Source organism: Hydrocarboniphaga sp. FW305-C-57 (genome assembly GCF_058783045.1).
This window is the reverse complement of sequence record NZ_JBYSYG010000001.1, coordinates 825,365-851,733: the sequence shown is the minus strand read 5'-3', so window position 1 is coordinate 851,733 and position 26,369 is coordinate 825,365. Positions and strand designations below refer to the sequence as shown.

General features: G+C 64.6%; 22 protein-coding genes and 2 tRNA genes. 13 read left to right on the top strand and 11 right to left on the bottom strand.

Annotated features, from left to right (window positions below; genetic code table 11):
• Nucleotides 1-59: 59 nt before the first annotated feature.
• Nucleotides 60-974 carry a response regulator gene (locus AC3WUM_RS03885; protein WP_492408808.1) on the top strand — a complete coding sequence of 305 codons (915 nt, stop codon included), beginning with the start codon at nt 60-62 and terminating at the stop codon, nt 972-974.
• A gap of 19 nt (nt 975-993) precedes the next feature.
• Here AC3WUM_RS03885 and AC3WUM_RS03880 read toward each other — a convergent pair whose 3' ends face one another.
• The 3 genes from AC3WUM_RS03880 to AC3WUM_RS03870 all read right to left on the bottom strand — a co-directional run bounded on the left by AC3WUM_RS03880 (nt 994) and on the right by AC3WUM_RS03870 (nt 3,289).
• A complete protein-coding gene (locus tag AC3WUM_RS03880) occupies nt 994-1,371 on the bottom strand; it encodes a DUF423 domain-containing protein (RefSeq protein ID WP_492408807.1) in 378 nt (125 codons plus the stop codon).
• Entirely contained in the window at nt 1,368-2,564 is a 1,197-nt protein-coding gene (locus tag AC3WUM_RS03875; RefSeq protein WP_492408806.1) for a saccharopine dehydrogenase family protein, read from the bottom strand. Before AC3WUM_RS03875 ends, AC3WUM_RS03880 begins: the two co-directional genes overlap by 4 nt.
• Before the next feature lie 119 nt (nt 2,565-2,683).
• Nucleotides 2,684-3,289 (bottom strand): DUF2845 domain-containing protein, encoded by a 606-nt coding sequence (locus tag AC3WUM_RS03870; protein WP_492408805.1) that lies wholly within the window; start codon nt 3,287-3,289, stop codon nt 2,684-2,686.
• An 88-nt stretch (nt 3,290-3,377) separates the two neighbouring features.
• Here AC3WUM_RS03870 and AC3WUM_RS03865 point away from each other — a divergent pair, with 88 nt between their 5' ends.
• Nucleotides 3,378-5,462 (top strand): protein-disulfide reductase DsbD family protein, encoded by a 2,085-nt coding sequence (locus AC3WUM_RS03865; RefSeq protein WP_492408804.1) that lies wholly within the window; start codon nt 3,378-3,380, stop codon nt 5,460-5,462.
• Between the two features lie 4 nt (nt 5,463-5,466).
• Here AC3WUM_RS03865 and AC3WUM_RS03860 read toward each other — a convergent pair whose 3' ends face one another.
• From AC3WUM_RS03860 to AC3WUM_RS03845, 4 genes are read right to left on the bottom strand one after another with little or no spacing between them, the layout of a single operon-like run.
• Nucleotides 5,467-6,855, bottom strand: coding sequence for a high affinity choline transporter 1 (locus AC3WUM_RS03860; RefSeq protein ID WP_492408803.1), 1,389 nt, complete (start codon nt 6,853-6,855; stop codon nt 5,467-5,469).
• Nucleotides 6,856-6,879: 24 nt separating this feature from the next.
• Complete coding sequence (locus AC3WUM_RS03855; protein ID WP_007183748.1) at nt 6,880-7,521, bottom strand: response regulator transcription factor; 642 nt, start codon at nt 7,519-7,521, stop codon at nt 6,880-6,882.
• Between the two features lie 6 nt (nt 7,522-7,527).
• Complete coding sequence (locus tag AC3WUM_RS03850) at nt 7,528-8,376, bottom strand: sensor histidine kinase (protein WP_492408801.1); 849 nt, start codon at nt 8,374-8,376, stop codon at nt 7,528-7,530.
• A gap of 7 nt (nt 8,377-8,383) precedes the next feature.
• The gene (locus AC3WUM_RS03845; RefSeq protein WP_492408799.1) at nt 8,384-8,962 is read right to left on the bottom strand and encodes a hypothetical protein; all 579 of its coding nucleotides are present in this window, start codon (nt 8,960-8,962) and stop codon (nt 8,384-8,386) included.
• Nucleotides 8,963-9,251: 289 nt separating this feature from the next.
• On the opposite strand from AC3WUM_RS03845, the gene AC3WUM_RS03840 reads away from it, so the two are divergent.
• The 10 genes from AC3WUM_RS03840 (at nt 9,252) to AC3WUM_RS03795 (ending at nt 17,986) form a co-directional block, all read left to right on the top strand.
• A complete protein-coding gene (locus AC3WUM_RS03840) occupies nt 9,252-9,755 on the top strand; it encodes a CinA family protein (RefSeq protein ID WP_492408798.1) in 504 nt (167 codons plus the stop codon).
• Entirely contained in the window at nt 9,752-10,342 is a 591-nt protein-coding gene (locus AC3WUM_RS03835; protein WP_492408796.1) for a 2'-5' RNA ligase family protein, read from the top strand. The genes AC3WUM_RS03840 and AC3WUM_RS03835 overlap by 4 nt, the downstream gene beginning before the upstream one ends.
• Nucleotides 10,343-10,453: 111 nt before the next feature.
• Nucleotides 10,454-11,470 carry a recombinase RecA gene (recA, locus tag AC3WUM_RS03830; RefSeq protein WP_492408795.1) on the top strand — a complete coding sequence of 339 codons (1,017 nt, stop codon included), beginning with the start codon at nt 10,454-10,456 and terminating at the stop codon, nt 11,468-11,470.
• Between the two features lie 7 nt (nt 11,471-11,477).
• The gene (locus AC3WUM_RS03825) at nt 11,478-11,933 is read left to right on the top strand and encodes a regulatory protein RecX (protein ID WP_492408794.1); all 456 of its coding nucleotides are present in this window, start codon (nt 11,478-11,480) and stop codon (nt 11,931-11,933) included.
• 72 nt (nt 11,934-12,005) lie between these two features.
• Complete coding sequence (locus AC3WUM_RS03820) at nt 12,006-13,268, top strand: TCR/Tet family MFS transporter (RefSeq protein WP_492408793.1); 1,263 nt, start codon at nt 12,006-12,008, stop codon at nt 13,266-13,268.
• A gap of 111 nt (nt 13,269-13,379) precedes the next feature.
• On the top strand, nt 13,380-16,025 hold the full coding sequence (gene alaS / locus AC3WUM_RS03815; protein ID WP_492408792.1) for an alanine--tRNA ligase: 2,646 nt from the start codon (nt 13,380-13,382) through the stop codon (nt 16,023-16,025).
• A 97-nt stretch (nt 16,026-16,122) separates the two neighbouring features.
• Entirely contained in the window at nt 16,123-17,361 is a 1,239-nt protein-coding gene (locus AC3WUM_RS03810; RefSeq protein WP_492408791.1) for an aspartate kinase, read from the top strand.
• Nucleotides 17,362-17,460: 99 nt separating this feature from the next.
• Nucleotides 17,461-17,655 carry a carbon storage regulator CsrA gene (gene csrA / locus AC3WUM_RS03805; RefSeq protein WP_492408790.1) on the top strand — a complete coding sequence of 65 codons (195 nt, stop codon included), beginning with the start codon at nt 17,461-17,463 and terminating at the stop codon, nt 17,653-17,655.
• A gap of 127 nt (nt 17,656-17,782) precedes the next feature.
• Nucleotides 17,783-17,875, top strand: a tRNA-Ser gene (locus AC3WUM_RS03800).
• A 34-nt stretch (nt 17,876-17,909) separates the two neighbouring features.
• Nucleotides 17,910-17,986, top strand: a tRNA-Arg gene (locus tag AC3WUM_RS03795).
• A 104-nt stretch (nt 17,987-18,090) separates the two neighbouring features.
• On the opposite strand, the gene AC3WUM_RS03790 is transcribed toward AC3WUM_RS03795, so the two are convergent.
• From AC3WUM_RS03790 to AC3WUM_RS03780, 3 genes are all read right to left on the bottom strand, one after another.
• Complete coding sequence (locus AC3WUM_RS03790) at nt 18,091-18,783, bottom strand: DUF2441 domain-containing protein (RefSeq protein ID WP_492408789.1); 693 nt, start codon at nt 18,781-18,783, stop codon at nt 18,091-18,093.
• A 305-nt stretch (nt 18,784-19,088) separates the two neighbouring features.
• Nucleotides 19,089-20,054 (bottom strand): potassium channel family protein, encoded by a 966-nt coding sequence (locus AC3WUM_RS03785; RefSeq protein WP_492408788.1) that lies wholly within the window; start codon nt 20,052-20,054, stop codon nt 19,089-19,091.
• A gap of 101 nt (nt 20,055-20,155) precedes the next feature.
• Entirely contained in the window at nt 20,156-21,448 is a 1,293-nt protein-coding gene (locus AC3WUM_RS03780; RefSeq protein ID WP_492408787.1) for a chloride channel protein, read from the bottom strand.
• Between the two features lie 212 nt (nt 21,449-21,660).
• Between AC3WUM_RS03780 and AC3WUM_RS03775 the strand changes: the two genes are divergently transcribed.
• A complete protein-coding gene (locus tag AC3WUM_RS03775; protein WP_492408785.1) occupies nt 21,661-22,800 on the top strand; it encodes a mechanosensitive ion channel family protein in 1,140 nt (379 codons plus the stop codon).
• A gap of 225 nt (nt 22,801-23,025) precedes the next feature.
• Here the strand turns inward: AC3WUM_RS03775 and AC3WUM_RS03770 are convergent, their stop codons facing one another.
• Nucleotides 23,026-26,367: a choice-of-anchor U domain-containing protein gene (locus tag AC3WUM_RS03770; protein WP_492408784.1), complete on the bottom strand. Its 3,342-nt coding sequence runs from the start codon at nt 26,365-26,367 to the stop codon at nt 23,026-23,028.
• Nucleotides 26,368-26,369 lie beyond the last annotated feature (2 nt).

Here is a 26,369-nt window from a genome sequence, read left to right as displayed (position 1 = left end):
CCCCGCATCATGACAGCGTAGAGTGCAGGTCGTTTAGGCCATTACCTTCACCGACTTCCATGAGCCAACCCACGGCCCTGATCATCGACGACTCCACTTCGTCCCGTTTCGTGCTGAGCCGCTATCTGGACAAGCTGCAGTGGCAATCGTATGCCGCGGCGACGATGGAAGATGCACTGCGTTTCCTGCAGAGCAAGAGGCCGGACCTGATCTTCGCCGACTATCGGCTGCCCGACATCGAACCCGCCGATCTGCTCAACGCGCTCGCCGCGCAGCCGACCTCCGCGAACGTGCCCGTCATCGTCTGCGTGACCGACGAACCGAGCGGCTTCATCGATGCGGCGCTCGCCCAGGGCGCGGCCGCCGTGCTCGAAAAGCCCGTGACCTTCGACCAGCTCACCTCGCTGCTCGGCGCTCCGGCGCCCAGCGTCGAGGAAGTGAGCTACGACACGCCGCCACCGCCGCCCGCATTTCTGAGCGACGAGCCCGAAGCATTTCGGCCGCAGGCTCAGGTGCCCAGCGCCTCCATCGCCGCGTTGGAAGCCGACATGGCCGAGGTCTCGGCCCCACTCACCAATGCGTTCTCGCCCGAAAGCTCGTCGGTCGCGTCCGAGCCGCCGCCCTCGCTTGCCCCGACCTTGCCCGAGATTCCAGTGAGCGAGCGACGCAATCCTATCCATGCCGTCCCATCGCCGAGCATTCCGCCCGTGTCCGCGACGAACGACGGCAACCTCGAAGCGCGCATCGCCGCGATCGAAGTCCGCTTCGAGGCCGAGCTCGAGCGCCTGCGTCAGGAACTGCAGCAGACGCTCAGGCAGCAGCTCGCGCAGATCGAGCAGTTGCGCGAGGCCTTGCTCGGATCCGCGGTCGCGGCCGCGCAATCGGCGGCGGAGCAGACGGTCACCGCCGCAGCGGCGCAGATGTCGGACCGGCTCGCGGCCTCGATCCTGCAATCGCTCAAGTCATCCGGCTGAGCGACGCGACAACTCCGGCTCAGCCCGGAGCGCGCAGCACGGCGACGAGCAGCAAAGCCCAGCCGACGATGAACAGCAGCCCGCCGATCGGGGTGATGGCCCCGAGCACACGGACGTTGCTGAGCACGAGTGCGTAGAGGCTGCCCGAAAAGATCAGCACGCCGGTGGCGAAGCAGGCGCCGGCGACATCGAGCAGGCGCCCCGCACCGAGCTGGCGAATCAGCAGGCCGACCAGCGCAAGCGCGAACGCGTGATAGAACTGGTATTCGACGCCGGTCTTCCAGATCGCCAGCGATTCGGGCGACAGCCGCGCCTTGAGCGCGTGTGCACCGAAGGCGCCGAGCACCACGCCCAAAAGACCGAACGCCGCGGACAGGCCCAGCCACAGCTTGCTCATAGAAAGGACTCGATGGTCTTGAACTGGATGCCGGCGGACTGTAACCGCTTGATCAGCGGCTCGCCCATCGCATGCGCGGGCGTCTGCACGCCGGGCCGCGCAGGCAGACGGTCGAACGCCAGGCTCAGCGCCGATTCGGCGAGCATCTTCGCGGTTTCGCCATACCCCGGATCCCCCCCACTGACTTCGGTGTAGACCTTCTGTCCACCGCCGCAGCCGGCGAAGCGCACCGAGAACCAGCCTTCGGCACGCTCGGCTTCGGAAGGCCCGACGCCGCGATTGCCGAGCGCGACGATGCGCCGCCTCACCGGAGCGATCTGCGAGGCCAGCGCGAGCGCTCCGACGCCGCCGACCACACCGGCGAGCATCGGCAGGTTCTTGAGCTGCAGATAGTGGCCGTAGTGGAACTCGCTGCCGTAGCGTTCGTCGGCCTCGGCCGAGCGCAGCACCACGAGCGGATCGATGGTCGGCACCGGCAGCACCCAGCTCTTCAGGCGCTTGTCGTAGCGCACGCCGCCATTGAGCCGGCTGATGCGCCGGTCGACCGGGTGCCCCACTTCGCGCTCGCGCTCGGCGCGCAGCCGGGTGTATTCGCGCCAGCGCGACATCGCGATCGCCGCCGTGCTGAGGGTTCCGCCCGACAGCTTGCCGCCGGCGCGCACGTAGGCCTCGATCTTGATCGGCACGCCTTCGGGCAACTGCAGGACCGTGTAGTACGCGCCCAGATCATGCGGAATCGAATCGAAGCCACAGCAATTGACGATGCGCGCGCCGCTCGCCCGCGCCTGCTCGTGATAGCCCATCCACATGCGATCGACGAATTCGGGCTCGCCGGTCAGGTCGACGTAATCGGTGCCGATCTCGGCGCAGGCGGCCACCAGCGGCTCGCCGTGGCGGATGTAGGGCCCAACCGCGCTGATAACGACCCGCGTCGAACGCGCGAGCGCGAGCATCGATTCGGGGTCGCTGGTGTCGGCGTGCATCATCGGAATCTCGGCGCAGGACGGATCCAGCCGGCCCAGCCTGTCGCGCACCGCTTCGAGCTTGCGCAGGTTGCGCCCGGCGATCGCCCAGCGCGGCCGGGGCCCTGCGCGCCTGGCGAGGTATTCCGCCGTGAGCTGGCCGGTGAAACCGGTCGCTCCGAACAGCACGACATCGAATCCGGGTTTTCTCGCCGCCTTCTTCGCCTTCACCAGCGCCCTCCGTGGCTCGTCTTGGAGTCTGCTGCCGCTTCCATACCCTCAATGCTAAGCAAGCATCGTGTCGGAATTACGGACCTCGGGCAGCGGCCGACGTTCAGATCGGCAGCCGGTCACGGTTCGCTGCCGCGCGCGCTGTTCTCGATCGCCACCACCCGTCCGTTTTCGAGCGTGAGCACGCGCATGAAGTAGCGTGGCCCGAAGTCGTAAACCCACTCCTCGCGAAACACCGCCGAATAGAGTCCGGGCCGGTAACGCGGGTCGCTGCCCGGATACGCCGAGCGGAAACCGCTGCGCACGCTACGCGTGAGCGGCGCCCCGCACAGTTTGAGCAAACGGTATTTCGATAGGCCGGTCGCGATCGTTTCGGGCTCGCAGCGGCGGGTGTTCTCGGCATGGGGCGAAAAGCCGTAGCCCTCCGAATCGATGGCGACTACCCGCGCATTGCGCAGGCGCACGATGCGCAGCAGTTGCGAAGGACCGAAGTCGTAAGTCCATTCCTCGACCTCGGCGACGAAATCCGAAGCCGGATCGACCGGCTGACCCCAGACGTCGCGGTACGCCGGCTCCCCGCAGACGGCGAGCAGTTCGGCCGCCCGCGCCTCGACCGTGACCAAGCGCGATCCGCAGCGCATCGAATCGGAGGCCTGCGCGGAATTCAGCAGATTGCTGCCGACAGCCAGCAACAGCAGCGACAGCACGAGACGAGGCAAGCTCATAGAAAACCGGGGCGAAAAATCTTGCGGCTATCATGCGCGCTGCCATCTGAACGCGCTGCGCGCAGACCATCCGCTGGCTTGGATCCGAATGAACAAGACTTTGCTTTGCTGCATCGGCCTGCTGTCCGGGCTCCTGCTGTCCGAACTGCCTTTTGCCGCCGCGACCGCGGCGCCGGTCGCGGCCGAACATGTCGAGGTCGAGCTCGTCGCGCAGAACCAGGCGCTGGTCGCGGGCGACAATCGCCTGGCCCTGCGCATCCAGCCCGAGAAAGGCTGGCACGTGTACTGGCGCAACCCGGGCGACTCGGGACTGCCGACCAAGCTGGTGTGGCCGCAGTTGCCCGAGGGCCTCAGCGCCGGCGACATCCAGTGGCCGTTTCCGGAAGAGCACACGCTCGGCGACCTGACCAACTACGGTTACGGCGAAGACACGCTGCTGCCGTTTTCGCTGAGCGTCGCCGCCGGCGCGGCCTCGCCGGTCGCGCTGCAGGCGCGCGCCGAATGGCTGGTCTGCGCGGACGTCTGCATTCCGGGCAAGGCCGACCTGACGCTGTCCCTGCCGCTTGCCGGGCAAGCGCAGCCCGATCCGAAATGGCAGGCCGCGTTCGAGCGCGCGAGCGCTCATCTGCCGAAGCCCGCGGAGTTCAAGGCGCGGTTCCAGATCGACGGCGAAGAGTTCCGCCTCGCCTTCGATGCCTTGCCCGGCAGCAGCGAACAAGCACGCTTCTATCCGTACGCGACCGATCTCGTCGCGCACACGGCCAAGGTTCGCAATGCCTGGAACGGCCGCGGCCTGAGCCTCGCGCGGCCGCTGTCCTCGTACTTCGTGCAGGCGCCCGAATCGGTGCAGGGCATCCTCGTGCTCGGCGACGGTGAGGCCGCGAGCGCCTATGAGTTCACCGCCGAGCCCGGCACGGTGGCGCCGGTCGCGGCGTCCGCCGCCGAAGCGCCGGCCCACAGCGACGGCAGCGCAGCGGCGCCGGGCTTCTGGTTCGCGCTCGGCTTCGCGTTCATCGGCGGACTGATCCTGAACCTGATGCCCTGCGTGTTCCCGGTGCTGTCGCTCAAGGCGCTGTCGGTCATGAAGGTGCAGGGCGAAGCCGCGGCCGAGCATCGTCGCCATGCGCTGGCCTACACGGCCGGCGTCGTCGCGAGCTTTTTGCTCGTCGCCGGCGTGCTGATCGGCCTGCGCGCCGGCGGCGCCGCGCTCGGCTGGGGCTTTCAGCTGCAGTCGCCGCTGTTCGTCGGCCTGCTCGTCTACGTGATGGTCGCACTCGGGCTGTCGCTGTCGGGGCTCGTGCAATTCGGCACGCGCTGGATGGGCGCCGGCCAAAGCCTCGCGACCAAGCCGGGCCTGTCGGGCTCGTTCTTCACCGGCGTGCTCGCGGTGGTCGTCGCGAGTCCGTGCACCGCGCCGTTCATGGGCAGCGCGCTCGGCTTCGCACTCACGCAGCCGGCGATCGCCTCGCTCGCGGTGTTCCTCGCACTCGCGCTCGGCCTCGCGTTTCCGTTTTTGCTGCTCGGCTTCGTGCCGGCGCTCGCGTCCTTTTTGCCGCGTCCGGGCGCCTGGATGGAAACGCTCAAGCAGCTGCTCGCGTTTCCGCTGTACCTGACCGCGGTCTGGCTGCTCTGGGTGCTCGGCGGATTGACCGATCGCAGCGGCATGGCGCTCGCGCTCGTCGGACTCGTGACGCTCGCGTTCGGGCTCTGGCTGATCGGGCAATCGCGGAAGCGCTTCGCGCATCTGGTCGGCCTCGTCGCGGTGATCGGCGCGGTCGCCGTGCTGCTCCATCCGATGGTGCGCACACCGGGCACCTCGACGAAATCCGAAACCGCGATCGGCTGGGAACCCTACTCCGACGCGCGCCTGGCCGAGCTGCGCGCCGAGGGCAAAACGGTGTTCGTCGACTTCACGGCCGACTGGTGCCTGACCTGCAAGGTCAACGAGCGCATCGCGCTGCGTTCGGCCAAGGCCGTCGCAGCCTTCGAAAAGAACGAGGTCGTCGCGCTGGTCGCCGACTGGACACGCGCCGATCCCGAAATCACCGCCGCGCTCGCGCGCTATGAACGCAGCGGCGTTCCGCTGTATCTGGTGTCGGTGAAAGGAGCGGAGCCCAAGGTGCTTCCGCAGGTGCTCACGCCGGATCTCGTCGTGGAAGCCGTATCGAAGTAATGGATCAGGTCGCCGAGGTTCTGGGGCAAGCTTCGTCGCGCGGCTTCCAGATCAGCGCCGCGATCACGTAGGCCATCAGAGCAGAAGCGAGCGACAGCAGATACGGCGATTCCACGTCGGCCATGCGCGAGCCGATCTGATACATGCCAGTGCCGACGACGAGCGCCGCGTAAGCGCTCGCCGCAGCGCCGAAACGCGAACTCCACATCGCGAACAGCAGCAGCACGAGAATGCCCGCGGTTCCGGTCGCCGCCGATTCCTGCACGAGCCCGTAGATGCTGTCGCTGCCGAGCGCGATCGCATAGGCGACGATGCCGAACAGCACCACGGCCGCGCGGTCGTAGCGCAGGCGATTGCGATCGCTCCACTGCGGAAACAGCGGCGAAATCACGTTGTGCGCGAGCAGCGAACCCGCGACGAGCAAGGCGCCCGACAGCGTCGACAGGATCGCCGACACCAGCGCGCCGAGAAACAGGATGTAGAGCGGCAGCGGTAGTTGCTGCTGCGCGAACAAGGACAGCGTCTGCTCGGGATCGCGGCCCTCGCCGATGAAAGTCGCGGCACCGAGCCCGATCGCCATCGGCAGGCAGCCGAGCAGCAAGTACAGGAAGCCCGCACCGACGGTCACACGCGCCGACAGCTGGTCGCTGCGCACGGACAGCACGCGCGAGAGCAGCTCCTGCGCGGCGATCGTCGAGAAGATCGGAATCGCCAGCGTTTCGAGCGCATCGAGCGGGCTGCGATCGTGCAGCGGATCGAAGCGCTCGATCGGCTGCGTCGCGAGGCTGTCGAAACCTCCAACCGCAACGAACACTGCAAACAAGGCAACGATGCCCGCGATCAGCACGATGCCCTGCACCAGATCGGTGATCGCATCGGCCCACATGCCGCCGACCGCGGTGTAGACGACGACCACGGCAGCGGCCATCGTGATCGCGGCGAGCAGGCCGATGTCGCTCGTCGAAGCGAGCACCTGCCCGAGCGCGCGCACCTGCGCCGCGGCCCACATCACCGACGACGGAATCATCACGAGCGCGGCAAGCCGCTCGACCCCGATGCCGTAGCGCTGGCGAAACAGGTCCGCCATCGTCACCAGGCCGCGTCTCCACAAGCTGGCGGCGAAGAACAGGCCGAACACGACGATGCCGAAGGCGTAGCCGAACGGGTCGGCAAGCACGCCCGAAATGCCGTGCGAATAGGCCTCGCCGGCCGCGCCGATGCAGGTTTCCGCGCCGTACCAGGTCGCGAACACGCTGAAGGTGCCGAGCCAGGGGCCGAGGCTGCGCCCGGCGAGCAGGTAATCGGATTCGGTGCTGACGCGCTTCGAGAACCAGAACGCGAAGACCAGCTGCGAGGCGATGTAGACGAGCAGACAGCCGAGTACCCAATTCACTGCGGCGTATGCCCGTCGCCGCTGTCAGGACAGCAGGCCCTTGCGGGCCGCGTAGCGCACCACCTCGGCGGTGTTGCGCAGCCCAAGCTTCTCCATCATGCGCGCGCGATGGTTCTCGGCGGTCTTCACGCCGATGTCGAGAATCTGCGCGATTTCCTTGGTGGTCTTGCCTTCGACGACCAGATGGAACGTCTCGCGCTCGCGAGCCGTCAGCGTGTCGTACGGATCGAGGCCCACTTCGCGCGGCCGCTGATGCTGGTCGGCGAGCGCCTTGGCCGCGCGCGGGCCGAAATAGGCCTGGCCCGAGTGAATCGTCTTGATCGCCGTCATGAGATCGGCGACCGAGGTGTCCTTGTTCAGGAAGCCCGAGGCGCCCGCGCGGATGATCGGCAGGATGTACTCCTCTTCCTCGTGCACGGTCAGCACGAGCGCCTTGGTGTTGACGAGCTTCTCGCGCACGCGCTTGACCACTTCGAGGCCCGACAGGCGCGGCATCGACAGATCGGTCACGACCACGTCCGGATGCGTCTTCATCGCGAGTTCGACGGCTTCTGCGCCGTCGGCGGCCTGCGCCACCACTTCGCATTCGCCGGTTTCTTCGAGCATCGACACCAGGCCCTGGCGCACGATGGTGTGATCGTCCGCGACCAACAGGCGAATCGCCATTAATTCCTAACCTTGCGCCTTGGGGGCGGCGATGAGTTCGTCCCCGGGTTCCAATGGCACGATCAACGTCACGCGCGTGCCCTGCCCCGGTGCCGATTTGAGTTCGAGTTTACCGCCGAACAATTCGGCGCGATCGCGCATGCCGCGCACGCCGATGCTGTCGCCAGACTTGTCCGGATTGTTGAGATCGGCCGGATCGAAGCCCCGGCCATCGTCGCTGACCTGCAGCCTCAGCAGGTTACCGACACGCATGAGTCGTACCTGAACCTCGGATGCGGCGCTGTGGCGGATCACATTGGTCAGCGCTTCCTGGGTGACGCGGAAGACCAGCGTTTCGAGATCGGCCGTCAAGCGCGGTTCGCCGAGCGCGGAGCTGCATTCCATCGGCAGCCCGCTACGCTCCGACAGCGTGCGCACGAGCCATTGCAGCGCCACTTCGAGGCCCAGATCGTCGAGCAGCGTCGGGCGCAGCAGACGCGAAAGCTCGCGCGTATCGCGCAGCGCCCCGCGCGTGATGTCGAGCGCATCGGCGAGGCGATTCTTGAGGCCGACGTTGTCCTGCGCCTGCGCATCGTCGGAGATGCGCTGGAGCTGGTTGGCGAGCGCGGTGAGCGTCTGGCCGATGTCGTCGTGCAGCTCGCGGGCAAGCCGGCGACGTTCGTCCTCCTGCACTTTCCAGACCGCCTTGGCGAGCATGCGAAAGCGCTTTTCGCTGCGCAGGGCCGACTGGAACAGCCGCTGGTTGTCCTCGGTGAGCGCCCGCACCTGACGCAGCACCGCCTCGCGGTAATCCTCGGGGTTCGCTTCCGAGATCGCACCGAGAGCGGACGCCAGCGGCGGAACGGGTCGCTCCATCCGCCGCTCAGTAGGGCGCCGGTCGACGCGGTTCGTCCTGCAGGCAGGCTTCGAGCTGAGCCAGCGCGGTGCAAGCCGAGGATGCGCCGATCACGAGCGAGGCCTGATCGCACAGACCATCGAGAATCTCGAGATCGAGCTGTCCGATCACGGCCGGGCGCGCATCGTCGCGCAAGGCGCAGAACAGGCCCGAACGGTGCTGGCCGAGATCGAGCGGCATGCAGAAGATCGCCGCGCGCCGCGAATCGGCCGCATCACCTTCGACGAGGAACGCACGGCCGAGCGTATCGGCGGCCATCGGCTGGCGCTCGCGCAACACCGTGCGAACCACCAGCGCCGCCTGGGCGAGCACGAGATCCATGACTTCGACCGGACGGATTTCGCGAGCACAGGCCACTTCGAGCACGCCGGCGTCGTTGCAGGTCAGCAGGAAACCACGGCTCGCACCGAGCAGGTCGGTGGCACTGTGCAGGATGCCGTGCAGCGCCTGGGAAACCGCATCACTGCTGTGAACTTCTACTTCTAACTCAGGTTCTGAACCATCGACCCACACTCGCGCCTGACGCCAGTTGTTTCGCCGACGCATTGCGGAGCGAGCCCGCACCTGCGGCTGAAACGGGGGCCTATGATGGTCGTGAAGCGATAGGCGATTCGCCATGCCTCGACCTCTCCAATCGATCAATTAGGGATTACGCTTGACCAGGGCATCATCTTTTTTACCACTCCCTAAGATGCCCTGATACATGACGCAACGTGATAGGCCGGCTTCCGTAGCAAAACGTAAGCCATCGACCTCGTCCGTACCGACCGCCTCTCCTCCATTGGGCAATTCGTACCACACCGGGACCGCAAACCGGAACCTCAACCAGATTGGGATGACGCAGGTGGAAAACTATCAGCTCGTCGAACAACTTGCACAGCAGCTAATACTGTTCAGTACGAAAATGGCGACGGCCGAATCGTGCACCGGCGGGCTTGTCGCCAAGCTGCTGACCGATCGTGCCGGCAGTTCGGCCTGGTTCGAGCGTGGGCTGGTGACCTACACCAACGAGGCAAAATCGGAGTTACTCGGCGTTACCGGCGATGTATTCGAACGTCATGGGGCGGTCAGCGAAGCCTGCGTGCGCGCGATGGCCGAAGGCCTGCTGCGGCGCGCCCCGGTGGACTGGACCCTGTCCGTGAGCGGCATCGCCGGCCCGGGCGGCGGCAGCCCGGAAAAGCCGGTCGGCACCGTCTGGTTCGGCTGGGCCGGGCGCGACCGGCCGACCACCACGCTGTGCCGGGTTTTTCCGGGCGATCGCGAGGCGATACGCGAGGCGGCCGCCCATCAGGCGCTCAGCGGCCTGCTCGAGCGCCTGCGGGCGGAGCGCAGCGGATGACCTTGTTCTTTTCTTTATGGCCCGACGAGCAGACGCGCGCCGGGCTCGTCGAACGCGCCGAATCGATCAAGCAGCAGCATCCGACAATCCTCAACTGGTTCGAACCCGCCCGCTATCACCTGAGCTTGCACGCGGTGAGAGCCAAACCGGAGCACGAAATCGCCTGGATAGACAAAGCCAGGACAGCCGCGGCGCAGGTGCGCGCCGCCGCGTTCGAGCTATGCATCGACAGGGCCGGCAGCTTTCCGAACCCGGACAGGACGCCGTGGTGGCTCGGCTGCGCGCAGACGCCCGAAGGTCTCACGCTGCTCTGGCGCGAGCTGCGCGATGCGCTCAGGCACCGTGGCGTCCCGCTGTTCACGAGTCCGCTGACGCCGCACGTGACCGTGAGCTACAGCGCCGAGCGCGACCTGGCCGAGCAGCCGGTGCCACCGCTGAACTGGGCGGTGCGGGACTTCGTGCTGCTGCGCAGCCGGCAGGGCGATCCGAATGTGAGAGGCTCCTCAATTGCCTATGAAGAGCTCGGTCGCTGGCCCTTGAACCGTGGCCCCGGTCACGCTCCGCAGCGCGATCTGTGGGACAATTGAGGCTCAGCCAGCGTGCCCTAGCAGCCTTCATGTGCGGCGCCTGGCCTCTCCCCGACACCGTGCAATCGTGAATTACGGCCCCGCATCGCGGGCGCCTTGGGACTGGAGTTTATGGACGAAAATCGCAGAAAAGCCCTCGAAGCCGCGCTGGGCCAGATCGACAAGCAGTTCGGCAAGGGCACCATCATGCGCATGGGCGCCAACGAGCGCCCCGAGATCGAAGTGATCTCCACGGGCTCGATCACGCTCGACGCCGCACTCGGCATCGGCGGCGTTCCGCGCGGCCGCGTGGTCGAGATTTATGGCCCGGAATCGTCGGGCAAGACCACCTTCGCGCTGCATGTCACCGCGCAGGCCCAGAAGATCGGCGGCACCTGCGCCTACATCGATGCCGAGCACGCGCTCGACGTCACCTACGCCGAACGCCTCGGCGTGCAGGTGGGCGATCTGCTGATCTCCCAGCCCGACACCGGCGAACAGGCGCTCGAGATCGCCGACATGCTCGTGCGCAGCAACGCGGTCGACGTCATCGTGATCGACTCGGTCGCTGCCCTCGTGCCGAAGAGCGAAATCGAAGGCGAGATGGGCGATGCGGCGGTCGGCGTGCAGGCCCGCCTCATGAGCCAGGCGCTGCGCAAGCTCACCGGCAGCATCAACCGCAGCAAGACGCTGATCATCTTCATCAACCAGCTGCGCATGAAGATCGGTGTGATGATGCCGGGCCAGTCGCCCGAAACCACCACCGGCGGCAACGCGCTGAAGTTCTACGCCTCGATGCGCCTCGACATCCGCCGCATCGGCGCGATCAAGAAGGGCGACGAGGTGGTCGGCAACGAAACTCGCGTCAAGGTCGTCAAGAACAAGCTCGCGCCGCCGTTCAAGCAGGTGGTGTTCGAGATCATGTACGGCGAAGGCATCTCGCGCGAAGGCGAGCTGATCGACCTCGGCGTCGAGCACAAGCTGGTCGAGAAGTCCGGCGCCTGGTACGCCTACAAGGGCGAGAAGATCGGCCAGGGCAAGGACAACGCCAAGGGCTATCTGCGCGAGCACCCCGAGGTGGCGTCCGAGATCGAGGCCACGCTGCGCGCCAAGCTGCTGCCGGCCCGTCGTGAGAAGGCGGAAGCCTGACGAGCCCTTGAGCCCGGAGGCCGCACGCGCCAAGGCGCTGCGGCTGCTCGGGCGGCGCGAGCATTCGGCGCGCCAGCTGTCGCACAAGCTCAAGGCCGGCGGCGCGGAGCCGGAAACCGCCGACAGCGTGATCGCCTCGCTGGCCGAGTCGGGCTGGCAGAGCGACCCGCGCTACGCCGAGACCCTCGTGCGCAGCCGCATCGGCCAGGGCTACGGCCCGCTGCGCATCCGCGCCGAACTCGCGATGGCCGGCCTGCCGGAGCATTTGATCCGCGAGGCGCTCGATGCCGCCGATTGCGACTGGACCCAGCTCGCGATCGAAACCCAGGCCCGGCGTTTCGGCTCGCCGCCCGCGACGATGGACGAGAAGCAGAAGCAGTGGCGCACGCTGGCCCAGCGCGGCTTCGGCAGCGAGCACATCCGCGCCGCCATCCAGGGCGCCGAAGACGCCTTCGACGACTGATCGCCGACGCGCCTAGCCGCAAGACGCTTGTCATCGCGGGCCGCAAAAAGCCCGCCACGAACGGAGAGTTCCGTGTCCGGCAGCTTCCACGGCCGCAAGGCGGCCATCGCATTCATCCTGGTCACCGCCGCGCTCGACATCATCGCGATGGGCATCATCATTCCGGTGCTGCCCGCGCTGATCGAGGATTTCAGCGGCTCCACCGAGCGCGCGGGCTGGCTCAACGGCGTGTTCGTGGCCTTGTGGGCGGGCATGCAGTTCATCGCCTCGCCGGTGATCGGCTCGCTGTCGGACCGCTACGGCCGGCGGCCCGTGATCCTGCTGTCGACCGTCGGCCTGGCGGCCGACTACGTGCTGATGGCGCTGGCCCCGAACCTCTGGTGGCTGGCCGTCGGCCGCATCGTCACCGGCATCACCTCGTCGAGCTTCACGACCGTGTTCGCCTACATGGCCGACATCACCGCGCCCGAGCAGCGCGCCCGCGGCTACGGCCTGATCGGCGCCGCGTTCAGCGGCGGCTTCGTGCTCGGGCCGCTGCTCGGCGGCGTGCTCGGCGAACTGTCGCCGCGTGCCCCGTTCTGGGCCGCCGCGGCGCTCAGCGGCCTGGCGTTCCTGTACGGATTGTTCGTGCTGCCCGAGTCGCTCGCACCCGAAAAGCGCATGCGCTTCTCCTGGCAGCGCGCGAACCCGTTCGGCGCGTTGACGCTGCTGCGCTCGCACCCGGAGCTGACCGGCCTGTCGGTCGTCAACTTCCTGCTGTTCTTCTCGCACCACGTGTTCTCGGCCGTGTTCGTGCTCTACGCGAGCCATCGCTACGACTGGAGCGCCTGGGAAGTCGGCGCCCTGCTGGCCTTCGTCGGGGCGCTCGACATGCTCGTGCAGGGCTTGCTGACCGGCCCGGTGGTCCGGCGCCTGGGCGATCGCAACACCATGATCGTCGGGCTGGTGTTCGGTGCGATCGGCCTGGCCTGCATGGGCCTGGCCCCGACCAGCCTGAGCTTCGTGCTCGCGATGCTGCCGAACGCGCTCTGGGGCATCGCGATGCCGACGATCCAGTCGCTGATGACCCAGCGCGTCTCCGAATCCGAGCAGGGCCAGCTGCAGGGCGCCAACAACAGCGTCGGGGCGATCGCCGGCGTGCTGTCTCCGCTGTTCTTCGGCGCCGTGTACTCGGCCTCGGTCGGCGCCGATCCGCTGTTCCCGTTCATCGGCACGGCCCTGCTGATCGCGGCCGGCGTGCTGCTGGCCGCCGCCGGCATGGGCTGGCACGTCGCCCGCCGGGCCGAGCAGCGCGAGGCAGCCGAGAAGAGCAAAACCGCAGGAACTCCCAATTAAGCGTCGCGAGCGAAGGCAGGTCGGCCGAGCGCAGCAGCTTACGGGCTTCCCTAGCCGCTTTCAGGTGGTTTGGCCTATCATGCCGCCCTTTTCTTCGGGCTGGTCCGCATCGTGAATAGCAACGAACTCCGCGCGAAATATCTGGCGTTCTTCGCGCAGAAGGACCACACCGTGGTGCCTTCGTCGCCGCTGGTGCCGGGCAATGACCCGACCCTGCTGTTCACCAACGCGGGCATGGTGCAGTTCAAGGACGTGTTCACGGGCCGCGAGAAGCGCCCGTACACGCGCGCCACGAGCTCGCAGCGCTGCGTGCGCGCCGGCGGCAAGCACAACGACCTCGAAAACGTCGGCTACACCGCGCGTCACCACACCTTCTTCGAAATGCTGGGCAACTTCAGCTTCGGCGACTACTTCAAGAAGGACGCGATCCACTACGCCTGGGAATTCATCACCAGCAAGGACTGGCTCGGCCTGGACCCGAAGCGCCTCTGCGTGACGGTCTACGCCGAGGACACCGAAGCCGAAGCCATCTGGCGCGACGAAATCGGCGTGCCGGCCGAGCGCATCATCCGCATCGGCGACAACAAGGGCGCGCGCTACGCCTCCGATAACTTCTGGGCGATGGGCGACACCGGACCCTGCGGCCCGTGCACCGAAATCTTCTACGACCACGATCCGGACGGCTCCAAGGGCATCTGGGGCGGCATGCCGGGCTCGCCCGAGGAAGACGGCGACCGCTGGATCGAAATCTGGAACGTCGTCTTCATGCAGTTCGAGCGCTCCAAGGACGGCACGATGACCCCGCTGCCCAAGCCCAGCGTCGACACCGGCATGGGCCTGGAGCGCATCAGCGCCGTGCTGCAGGGCGTGCACAACAATTACGACATCGACATCTTCGTCAAGCTGATCGCCGCAGTGGCGAAGCTCGCGAACGTCGACCCGAAGTCGTCGGCCTCGCTCAAGGTCATCGCCGATCACATTCGCGCAACCTCGTTTTTGATCTGCGATGGCGTGATGCCGTCGAACGAAGGTCGCGGCTACGTCCTGCGCCGCATCATGCGCCGCGCGATCCGCCACGGATACAAGCTCGGGCTCGAGGATGCCTTCTTCTACAAGCTCGTCGCCCCGCTCGCCGACGTCATGGGCGAAGCCTACCCGGAGCTGCGCGAGAAGCAGGCCTTCCTCGAAAAGACCATCAAGGCCGAGGAAGACAGCTTCGCGATCACGCTCGACAAGGGCATGAAGCTGCTCGACGAGGCGATCGCCAGGCTCGGCGGCGAGAAGACCATTCCGGGCGACGTGGTGTTCAAGCTCTACGACACCTACGGCTTTCCACTCGACCTGACCGCCGACATCGCGCGTGAACGCGAGCTCGCGATCGACGAAGCCGGCTACGAGCGCGAAATGCAGGCGCAGCGTGAGCGTGCGCGCGCGGCGAGCAAGTTCGGCAGCGCCGAGGAACTCAAGCACGAGGGCGAAGCGAGCAGCTTCCACGGCTACGACGCGCTCACGCACGAAGCCGCGAACATCAGCGCGATCTATCGCGAAGGCAAGAAGGCCGATGCGCTGAGCGCGGGCGACGAGGCGGTGATCGTGCTCGATCACACGCCGTTCTACGCCGAAGGCGGCGGCCAGGTCGGCGATCGCGGCACGCTGATCTCGGGCGACGCGAAGTTCGTCGTCAGCGACACGATCAAGGTCGGCAACGGCGGTTTCGGCCATCGCGGCAAGCTCGAGTCGGGCTCGCTCAGGCTCGGTGACCGCGTCAGCGCCAACGTCGACGAAGCCTTGCGCGCGGCGACCCAGCGCAATCACTCGGCAACCCACCTGCTGCACCGCGCGCTGCGCGAAGTGCTCGGCACGCATGTGGCACAGAAGGGCTCGCTCGTCGACGAGCAGCGCACGCGCTTCGACTTCAGCCACGGCGCCGCGCTGACGGCCGACGAGATCAAGCAGATCGAGCAGCGCGTCAACAAGGCCGTGCTCGCCAACGTGCCGGTCGCCGCCACGCTCATGAAGTACGACCAGGCGATCGAGTCCGGCGCGATGGCGCTGTTCGGCGAGAAGTACGGCGACGAAGTGCGCGTGCTCGCGATGGGGGACTACAGCACCGAACTCTGCGGCGGCACGCACGTGACGCGCACCGGCGACATCGGCCTGTTCAAGATCGTCAGCGAAGGCGGCGTCGCCGCCGGCGTGCGCCGAATCGAGGCGATCACGGGCGAGAACGCCATCGCCTACGTCGGCAATCTCGAAAGCAAGTTCAAGCAAGCCGCCGATCTCGTGCGCGCCGGCCGCGACGACCTGGCCGACAAGATCGAGCAACTGCTCGATCGCAGCCGCCAGCTCGAAAAGGAACTCGCCGCGCTCAAGGGCAAGCTCGCCTCGGCGGCCGGCTCGGATCTGGTATCGCAGGCGAAGAACATCGCGGGCGTGAAAGTGCTCGTGTCCAAGCTCGAAGGCGTCGAAGCCGGCGATCTGCGCACGCTGCTCGATCAGCTCAAGAACAAGCTCGGCTCGGGCATCGTCGTGCTCGGCACCGCCTCCGGCGGCAAGGTCAGCCTGATCGCCGGCGTGACGGCCGATCTGACCGGCAAGGTGAAGGCCGGCGAACTCGTCAACGTCGCGGCCCAGCTGGTCGGCGGCAAGGGCGGCGGACGTCCCGACATGGCGCAGGCCGGCGGTACGCAGCCCGAGAATCTCGACGCCGCGCTCGCCGCCATCGAGCCGGCGCTCATTAGCAAGCTCGGCAGCTGAGCCCAAGCGCTCGGCTGTCGAGCCGCAAAACCGCCAAAACAAGCTTTCATCCGACGCCGCTACAAGCGTCAACCCTTGCAGGACCCTCAAGAAAACAATGGCACTCATCGTCCAGAAGTACGGCGGCACCTCGATGGGCTCGGTCGAGCGCATCGAACACGTTGCCAACAAGGTTGCGAGCTGGCGCGCGAAAGGGCATCAGGTCGTGGTCGTGGTCTCGGCCATGTCCGGCGAAACCGATCGCCTGCTCAAGCTCGCCAAATCGATCAACCCGCGCGGCAACCAGCGCGAATACGACCAGATCGCCTCGACCGGCGAACAGGTCACCATCGGACTGCTCGCGCTTGCTTTAGAGAAAGCCGGCGTGCCGAGCCGCTCGTACACGGGCTGGCAGATTCCGCTGCGCACCGACAGCGCGTACATGAAGGCGCGCATCCAGGACATCGACGGCACGCGCCTGCTCGCCGACTGCGAGGCCGGCATCGTGCCGGTGGTCGCGGGCTTCCAGGGCATCGACGAGACCAACTCGATCACCACGCTCGGCCGCGGCGGCTCGGACACCACCGGCGTGGCGCTCGCGGCCGCGCTGAAGGCCGACGAATGCCAGATCTACACCGACGTCGACGGCGTCTACACCACCGATCCGCGCGTCGAGCCCAAGGCCCGCCGCCTCGACAGGATCACCTTCGAGGAAATGCTCGAAATGGCGAGCCTCGGCTCGAAGGTGCTGCAGATCCGCTCGGTGGAATTCGCCGGCAAGTACAAGGTTCCACTGCGCGTGGTGTCGACCTTCGTCGACGGCCCCGGCACCCTCATCACGCTTGAAGATTCAGAAGACGGTTCAACAGGAGCATCCGTGGAAGACGCACTCATCTCCGGCATCGCATTCAACCGCGACGAAGCCCAGCTCACCATCGCCGGCGTGCCCGACCGTCCCGGCATCGCCGCCGCCATTCTCGGCCCGGTCGGCGACGCCAACATCGAAGTCGACATGATCGTGCAGAACGTCGGCGCCGACGGTTCGACCGACTTCACCTTCACTGTCAACAAGACCGACTACGACCGCGCTCACGACGTCGTCAAGAAGCTCGCCGAAGAGCTCGGCGCCAAGGGCGTGCGCAGCGCGCTCGACATCGTCAAGGTCTCGCTGGTCGGCGTCGGCATGCGCAGCCACGCGGGCATCGCAAGCCAGATGTTCAAGGCGCTGGCCGCGGAGAGCATCAACATCCGCATGATCTCGACCTCCGAAATCAAGATCTCGGTCGTGATCGAGGACAAGTACCTGGAACTGGCCGTACGCACCCTGCACAGCGCCTTCGGCCTCGAAAAAAAATAAGCATTTCCTGCATCCAGTAAGGGCCGACCGTAGTATTTCCTTACCACTGTCGGGTAAGCGTATTCTGACAAAAGCTATCCCCGACACTGGAGAACAGGCATGTTGATCTTGACAAGGCGGGTCGGTGAGACGGTGATGATTGGCGAGGACATCGCAGTCACCGTATTGGGCGTGAAGGGAAATCAGGTTCGCATCGGCATCAAGGCGCCGAAAGACACGCCAGTGCATCGCGAGGAGATTTTCGAACGCATTCGCCGCGAGAACGAGGCGCTCCCAGCCGTTGTCAACGGCTGATGGTGAATCGCGGTTCGGGGTGTAATTTTTCGCCCCGACGCGATGAAAAATGCTTGTGACTCATCGGCGTGCTCGATACAATGCGCGCCCCACGCCGGCGGCGGACACTGAAAGTGCCTCGGCATTCGGAGAGTTGGCCGAGTGGACGAAGGCGCGCCCCTGCTAAGGGCGTATAGGGTTTATAGCCTTATCGAGGGTTCGAATCCCTCACTCTCCGCCAGATTCAAGGTGGCAATGTTTCAAGTTTCACGTGCGGGCTCGTAGCTCAGCTGGATAGAGTACCTGGCTACGAACCAGGTGGTCGGGAGTTCGAATCTCTCCGAGCCCGCCAATTCGATTCTTCGTCTCATCCTTTGGATGCGGGCGAAAATCGCAAGGAGCCCGCGCAAGCGGGCTTTCTTGTTTGCGAAGATCGTCCCCGGACTAGAGATTGAGCTAGTACAGGCCGGGATTGCGGTTGGCTTTGATGTGCTCCCACTGGTCCTCTCGTTCCAGCCGCATCAGTCCGTCGAGCAAATATTCCCAACGGGGCTCGTCGTTGAAAGCTTCACCACGCCAGTATCTTTCAGCGCACTCCATCGCTCCACCTTCGGCGTAAGCGTCATACCAGCGATAATCAGCCCTGAAGAGGCCGAGAATCCTCATGGGCACCACATTGACGATGTAAGGCGCTCCCATCATTTCATTGATCATTTGAACGCCTGCTTCAGTGCGCTCTGCCATCCAGATGCAGGACAAGCGGCTCACCTGACCAGGGGCAACACGTCGCCTCACCTCTTCAAGCGATACCTCTATCTCAGCCTGCTTAATGAGCCTTGCTCGCTCGCCCTCAGAAATAAATGTCTGGCGGTCTTCACCTTCGATGTAGAACCGTCCACGACGAGCGACCTCAGCTTTAAAGAAAATCGCAGCAGCGCGCGGGGTGAGGGCTGTTTCCGGCGCTGCTCCAGCACGAAAATAATCGATCGGATAGGAATCCACCGTTCGATGGAGTGTGCCAATTCCCGGGTCCAAAAGTGCCATGCAGTTTGGCGACGCAATCCAAGGCTGAATAGACAAGTTCCAGCCGAGTTGGCGCTGGTCAAGGTCCACGCCGTGGATGAATCGTCTCTCGACAATATCTTCCATCCTCATCCCCTCTTGACGGAGCTACGCTCCCCCCGGAGCCAATTCTAAACTCGTCCGGGCAAACGTACGCCCGCGTATGTTGGAGGCTCCAGTCCGGAAATCCGGACAGTTGGGGAGTACTACCTACCCCCCAACCCGTTTTAGGCGTCGAAATTTCTCTCGAAAGTTCAGGCCTTCGAAGGCCACAGCGGCAGCGATCGCTGCCGCTTAGCGCGAACCCAGGGAAGAAAAAACGACCACCTATGCGCAAAAAAAGGCGCCAAGGTGCGTCAATTTCGCAGTCGCGCGAACGACAACATCCTGGATCAGCTTGAACGCTGCTCAGGATTGGGCTCGACCACCAGCAGAATGTCTCCCTGACGAATGCGTGAATCTTCACCTTTCCAGGGACCGATCGGCCGGCCGTCTCGATAGAGACGCAGCCCCAAGCCAGGCTTGATCTCACGCAGATCCAGACCGACTTCGTTCGGGTAAGCTGCTCGCTCGCTCAGGCAAACCCGACCATCAGCGCGCATGAGGTCCGAAAGGTAGTCGACGACATTGGAAGACTGCAGCGAATCGGCCATCAAATGGCCACCCACGATTGATGGCGTGACGATGGCATCGGCACCCGCTTGCCGAATCAGCTTGACGTTCTCAGCTTCGGCGACGTTGCAAATAACGCGAATTCTGGGGTGCAGCTGCCGTACCGTCAGTACGGCCAGCACCGCGGTGGCGTCATCGCCCAAGCAGACCAAGATGGCCCGGCCGTTTTCGATGCCGGCGTCACGTAAATCATGTTCACGTGTTGCATCACCACGAAAGCCGATGAAGCCATCATCCGCCGCGCATTGCAGGCGCGCATCGTCGAGATCGATCACCAGTATTTGCGAACCGGGTGTCCCGCGGGCCACCGCTTCTTTGGCAGCGCTCTGGCCACTGTGGCCGTAACCGCAGACGACCAGGTGATCCCGCATCGATTGCTGCATTCTTCGCATACGCCTGTTCTCCAGCCAGCGCTGCAGCACCAGTTCGTAGGCGGTGCCGAGAAAGATGAACCAGATGACGAGTCTCGCCGGCGTTACCAAGATGGCATCGATGGCACGGGCGCGATCCGTTACCGGCACGATGTCGCCATAGCCGACGGTAGTGACCGTCACCGCCGTGAAGTACACAACGTCGCCGAAGCTCACCTCGCCGTCGACTGCGTCGCGCAGACCACGACGGTCGAGCCACAGCGCCGCGATCACGATCGAAATCAGCGCCAACAACAGCGCGAGGCGATGCAACATGATCCGCTCGGGCGAAACACTCCTGCGTGCGAATATTCGCGAAGTGCGCCCCGCATGCCAGTCCGGTATCGTCCGCGGGCGTCGCGACCCGCTGGCGTCTCTCATGAGACTGCCGACTGCCGGAAGTTGATCGCCATGGCCCGATAGATGGGCTGGCGACAGACGAGGCGCGAGGTCCCAGCGGCTATGAAAGCCGTCGCGAGCATTGCCAAGATCAGCGAGTGATCATCGACCATTTCCATCACGATCACCGCGCCGGTCAGTGGCGACTGCGTTACGCCGGTGAAGTAGGCCACCATGCCTAGCACGATCATGGCTGCGGGCGGCGTTTGCGGTAGCAGCGGGGCCAGACCGGCTCCGATCCCAGCACCTGTCGCCAACGAAGGCGAGAAGATGCCACCCGGCATGCCTGTCAGATAAGAACCCAACGTCGCCAGCGCCTTGAACAGCGGAAAAAGCGGCTGTATCCGCGCAGGCTCGGAAAACAGGGCTTGTACCTGTTCATAGCCGGTGCCGTAGCTGGACCCGCCCGAGATCAATCCGATGATTGCCACGCAGACGCCAAGCGCGAACGTCAGCTTGAGTGGCTGCTCGGCGGAGAAAGCCGCCAGCCTACGTCCCGCAGCGATCAGTAGCGTCGCGAACAGCCCGCCTGCCAGGCCCGCTACGAGACCGCAGACCAGCACAGCGAGCCATGCACTCCTGTTCGGCAGATGCGCGTCGGCGATGCCGAAGTAGGCGTGGTCACCCTGCAGGCCGATCGCGACGACACCCGCGAGAATCACGGCGGTGATCAGGGTACCGGTACTGCGCTCCTCGAATGAGCGCGCCATTTCTTCGATGGCGAAGACAATGCCCGCGATCGGCGTGTTGAACGCGGCTGCCAAGCCGGCCGCGCTACCGGCGATCACGAGACCACGGCGCAGATACTCATGTGGCAGCGCCAGGAACCGCCCCAGCGCGTGCATGATCGAAGCCCCGATATGCACGGTCGGCCCCTCACGCCCGACCGACGCTCCGGAGAGCAGTCCCAACACGGTCAACGCCATTTTGGTCGCGGCAATGCGCAGCGATAGCAGAGCGCTGCGATGCGACAACTCAGTGACTTCCAGCGCAGCGATCGCCTGTGGAATCCCGCTGCCGCGCGCTGCAGGTGCTAGACGCCTAGTCAACCACACCACGAGTACCAAGCCCAACGGCGTCAGCAGCGGAACAAAGTAAGGCCAGCGCTGCGCAATGCTGGTATGTATTTCGATCGCCCATTCGCAGGCACGTGCGAACCACACCGCAGCCAACCCCACCAACACCGCACCGAACCAAAACACCGCACGCATGCGCCAGGCACGCAACAATCGACGTCGACTGCGAAGATGGACCTTCAGCGGATGATTCATCGGCGCATAGTAGCAGCGATGCCAACATCTATCGCCCGATACGCGCACCGAGACAGGCCTCAACCGTCAAGCCAGCGGGTTCGATTCAGGTTCAGTCATGGCTGATACAATGATGTCTCCCTTGCGTCGCGCCGATTATCAAGCCTCATTCGGCACTCGTCGAACTCTGCGATTGGTGCTGACGCGCTCACCACTGCAACGGAGACCAACTCGTGGATCCCACGGAGACCACTTGGCCACAGTCCCTATTCGACTTGCCGATCTATGGGGGAACACCTCGAGATTGGCTCATCGCACTCGCCATTTCCATAGGACTTGGTGTCGTCGTCTATCTGCTGCGCCCCGCGTTGATTGCGCGCCTCAGGCGCAACACATCGGAGTCGACTCGATCGATTCAAACAGCAGTGATCGCTGCATTAACCGCGACACGGTTGTGGCTGGTGAGCGTCTTCGCGGCTTCAATCGGCAGCCACTATTTGGAGCTTCCTGAAGCACACCAGAAAGTACTGTCCACCGTCACCGCCCTTGCGTTTTTCCTGCAAGCGGGCTTTTGGCTGTCCTCCCTGCTCCGATTCTGGTTGCAGCGCTCCGAGGACCGTGCACGGCAAGCGAACCCAGGAGCTGCCACCAGTCTCGCGGCCATGGGATTCGTCGCCAAAATCGCGTTGTGGAGCATCATCGTACTGCTCGCACTCGACAACATGGGCGTCAACATCACGGCCTTGGTCGCTGGCCTGGGTGTCGGTGGCGTTGCGGTTGCACTGGCTGTGCAAAACATTCTCGGCGACCTGTTCGCCTCACTTTCAATCGTCATCGACAAACCATTCGTCATCGGCGATTTCATCATCGTCGATGATTTCCTGGGTACCGTGCAGCACGTTGGACTGAAGACGACACGCGTGCGCAGTCTCAGCGGCGAGCAGCTCGTTTTCTCCAACAGCGATCTGCTCAAGTCCAGGCTGCGCAACTATAAGCAGATGGTCGAGCGCCGCATTGTGTTTGGATTCGGAGTCGTTTACGGCACCCGCCCAGAACAGCTCGAAGAAATTGGACGCATCGTCAAGCGTTTGATCGAATCCGAATCGCAAGCGCGCTTCGATCGGGCGCATTTCTTCAAGTTCGGTGAATCATCTCTGGACTTCGAAGCCGTTTATATCGTGCTCGGCGGGGACTACAACCTCTACATGGACATTCAGCAGCGCATCAATCTCGGCCTGATGCGCGAACTCGAAAAAATGGGAGTTGATTTTGCGTTCCCGACTCGAACGGTCATGCTGGGAACTCCAGTGAAGGTCGAGCGCGTGACTATGCCCTCCGAGTCGTCCGAGGTTGCCAATCAAGTGGCGACCTGAACTTCTATAGAGGGACGTGCAAGCAGTACTTGAGAGATCAGACAACAGGCCATCTGCACCGACGCATCAGCTCGGTGCAGATGGGTTTGGCGGGATTGAAGTCGATCGAGATAAGCTGGGTGTAGCAGCTTTACGTACCTGCCATCTGCCGGGGCGATGCTACCGGCGCCCCCGGTCGCTGCTGGGGTTCGTAGGCAGCATGGCGCCCGACCGATCACTCCGGGCTCAATGCAGTCGACGCTTCAGGCGTCTTAGCCAGTAAGGCGCGACGAGCCCCATGAGCAACAACCCGTCAATGCTGCCACCGCCGGAGCGCTCTGGCTTTGCAGGACCGGTGTCTGCGATAGCCGGCGCACCAGGATCGACAATCACCCCGTTGGCAACCCCATCTGCGTCGCCTGCTCCACCATCGGTGAGCGTCAGTCGAACCACGTTTCCGACGATCTGCGCCCCGCTGAAGACTGCGCAACTCTCGGCGCATTTGATATAGGCCGTCGGCACGACGCCGGCCGGTAGTGTCATCGTCATAGTGACCGTCGAACCCGGGCTGATCTCGGCAATCTCGAAGGCGATGAAATCGGTCGGGAACGCAAAACCACTGGGGAGACCGGTGGGTTTGCTAACTGTTCGGGGGTTCTGCAAGCGTCCTGCGGAACTCCGTAAATCAGCAAAGCGCCCATCCGTGAGTGTGATTCTCGCATCGCGGGTCACTGGATCAGTCGGGGGCTCGATGCCTGGCTCGACGATCAACTGAGCCACGGTGGTTGCGCTGCCCCCGGCGCCATTGCACGTGTAGGTAAACGCCACGGTGCCGGGTAGACGAAAGACGAAGCGGCCCGAGCCTGCCGAAGCGTCGAGCGGGCCATTGTTCGCGTGCTCGCCCGTGAGCGTGTACTCACAAGTATCGGCATATTCGCTGCTGAACTCGATCTGCGACGATTCCCCAGCGAGAATTCGACTCGGCGTCCATTGGGCCTGCACCGTGGGCTCCATGGCAGTCACCGCCAGGGCCGCCGAAGCGGTGGCGGCTCCTCCTGGACCAGTGCACACCACCGTGATCACCTGGCTCCCGACTCGACTAAAAGTGAAAGATTGCGAGCCTTGCTTTTCGAGCCCGCCGCTGCCAGCAAATTCCCCCGTCGCCGTGTACTGGCAACGGTCGGCATGTGTTGACTGATGGGAAAACAACACTGGCTCGCCCACGAGGACCGTGTATTTCGACCAGCTCGCATTGACGGTGGGCACTGGCGCCACGACGGTAAGCGAAGCCTCGGCCGAAACACTGCCACCGATGCCATGACAGGTCACAGTCGCGATCTGCGTGCCTGGACGAGTAAAGGTGAAGGCAGCGACGCCCTGTGGATCACCACGCGAACTCAGATTGAATTCGCCCGACAGCGAGGTGATGCAATATTCCGCATCGCTTGCCTGGTAAGAGACGAGAACCTCCTCACCGACCATTGCCTGAGATTGGGACCATTGCAGCTGTACCGTTGGCGCCGGCGCGGTCACCCTAAGTGCGGCGGTCGCGCTGGCTTCGCCGCCCGGCCCGCTACAGGTCAGGGTGAAGCGTTGCTCCCCCGGCCGAGAAAACGTAAACGGATTGACGGCCTGGAGTTCGGCGCTGCCCTGGCTGGCGTACTCTCCGGTCAGATTGTATTGGCAGCGATCGGCATGTTCTGAGACGTAGCTCAGCGTCACCAACTCCCCAATGCCGACCTGCTCCGCAGACCATTGCGCTCGCACGATCGGCTTAGGGGCCGTGACCGACAGCTTCGCCACGGCAGTGGCTTCACCGCCGGGGCCGGTGCACACATACTGAAAGGTCTGCTCGCCAGCGGTAGAGAAAGTGAAGCGACGAGTGTCCTGCAGCTTGGCGCTGCCACTCTCGGTGAACTCGCCGCTGAGCGTGTACTCGCAATGTTCCGCATTACTGGCGCGATAACTCAGCGTTGCCGGCTCTCCAAGCACAATCGTCGTTGGCGACCAACTGGCCTCTACGGTCGGTGGGGAATCATCGATGATGCGCAACGTGACGGACTCTTTGGGAGTTTCGGGGCCACAGGCGATCCCGTAGAGACGCTCCCCTGCAGTCGTGAAGCGACCGAGCAGCCGATTCCCGGTGGAGGGCAGGCCACCGGCCAGTTCACCGAAACCGAAGCAACTCCCTGCGGCCGCGTTCGAGTTCCAGAACAGTGTGATCAGGCGACCATCGTCGATGGTGAGCGTTTCGGCCGGAGTCAGTTCGAGATTGAGTGCCAGGCTGCCTCGCGGGCCGCCATAGCGTTGCGCCTGCAGGGCGCGATCGCCACTGGTTGTGTAGACCTCGTATACCGCCAAGTAGTCTCCTGCCGCCAACGTCGGGGCCCAGGCGAGTGGCAACTGATCCAGGAAGCGGCTCGGGCGCAGTCCACCAGAATAGCTGCCGACTTCGGCGCCATCGCCGTCGTAGCGTCGGCCGGTCCATTGAGAACTCGATTGATTGACGACGTCGAATGTCACATCGTCCGTGATGATCAGGCTGCGTGTGGAGTCGCAGCCGACGAGCGTCTTGACTTGGAATCTGGCGGAGCCGTCGAGTGCGCGTACCTGCGCGTAGCAGCGGTCGACGACCTGAAGCGTTTCAGGATCGTTGTACTGTCCGCGCCAGCTCAACACGTAGCCTTCGGCTCGAAGGCCTAATTGCGGTGCAGCCCGGTCGAAGCTGTTCTGAGCTGGCACGAGCGTACTGGCCGCCGTAAAGTCGGCCAGACGCGCGGGCCGTATATACGTCTGTGGCAGCTCATTAGCCTGAGCGTGCCCGTTCCAGCTCAGCAGCACATGACCGTTCTCGTGCAGTGCGACGGCGCTCGACACCTGATCGAGGATGCGAAAGCCGCGGCTGTCGACGGGGGATTGATTGAACGCCAGCCTCGCATCACTGACGACACCGCCAGCCGGCGCATAGCGGTAGAACAACTCGGTACGATGCGGTTGCAGCGAATTGCCTGGGCCGGTAGTGCAGTACGTCGCCTGGCTGTAGCTGTAGGCCAGGTTGCCCTGACCGTCCACTGCGACAGCGGGGCTGTGGGTGGCACGGAAATCCGACTGTGCGCACACCGGAGCCCCTCCGCGCACCTGTCCGGGAATCGCCCCGTCGTCGGGCTCTCCCTCAGAGCGCAGACGCGTGCCATCAGCGTTGTATCGCAGCACGAAGATTTTCGCTGATTGCTGCAGGCCGGCCTGAGCCGCGATCGCGTAATGCCCGTTTGCACCGACACTCAGCGACAGGTTGTAGAGCAGCTGGTTGTTGCCAGGCAACAAGGTCGCCAGTTCACCAGACGGGCTTCCGTCCCGCTCGAAGCGCTGGAGATAGAGCTGCTCTGCAATCGTGAACGCGATCACCACGCGGCCATCAGCCGCTTGGCCGGCCGCAACTTGATCGGCGCGTTTTTCAGAGGGGAGCAGAATGGGCTCAGGTGAATCGGCCAGTTCGGGGCCTGGCACGGCGAGCGCCACGCCGCTCGACATGGTCAGCCCTATCAATGTCAGGGCCCAGACAGACTTGGCCAAGCAAGACAGCATCATGG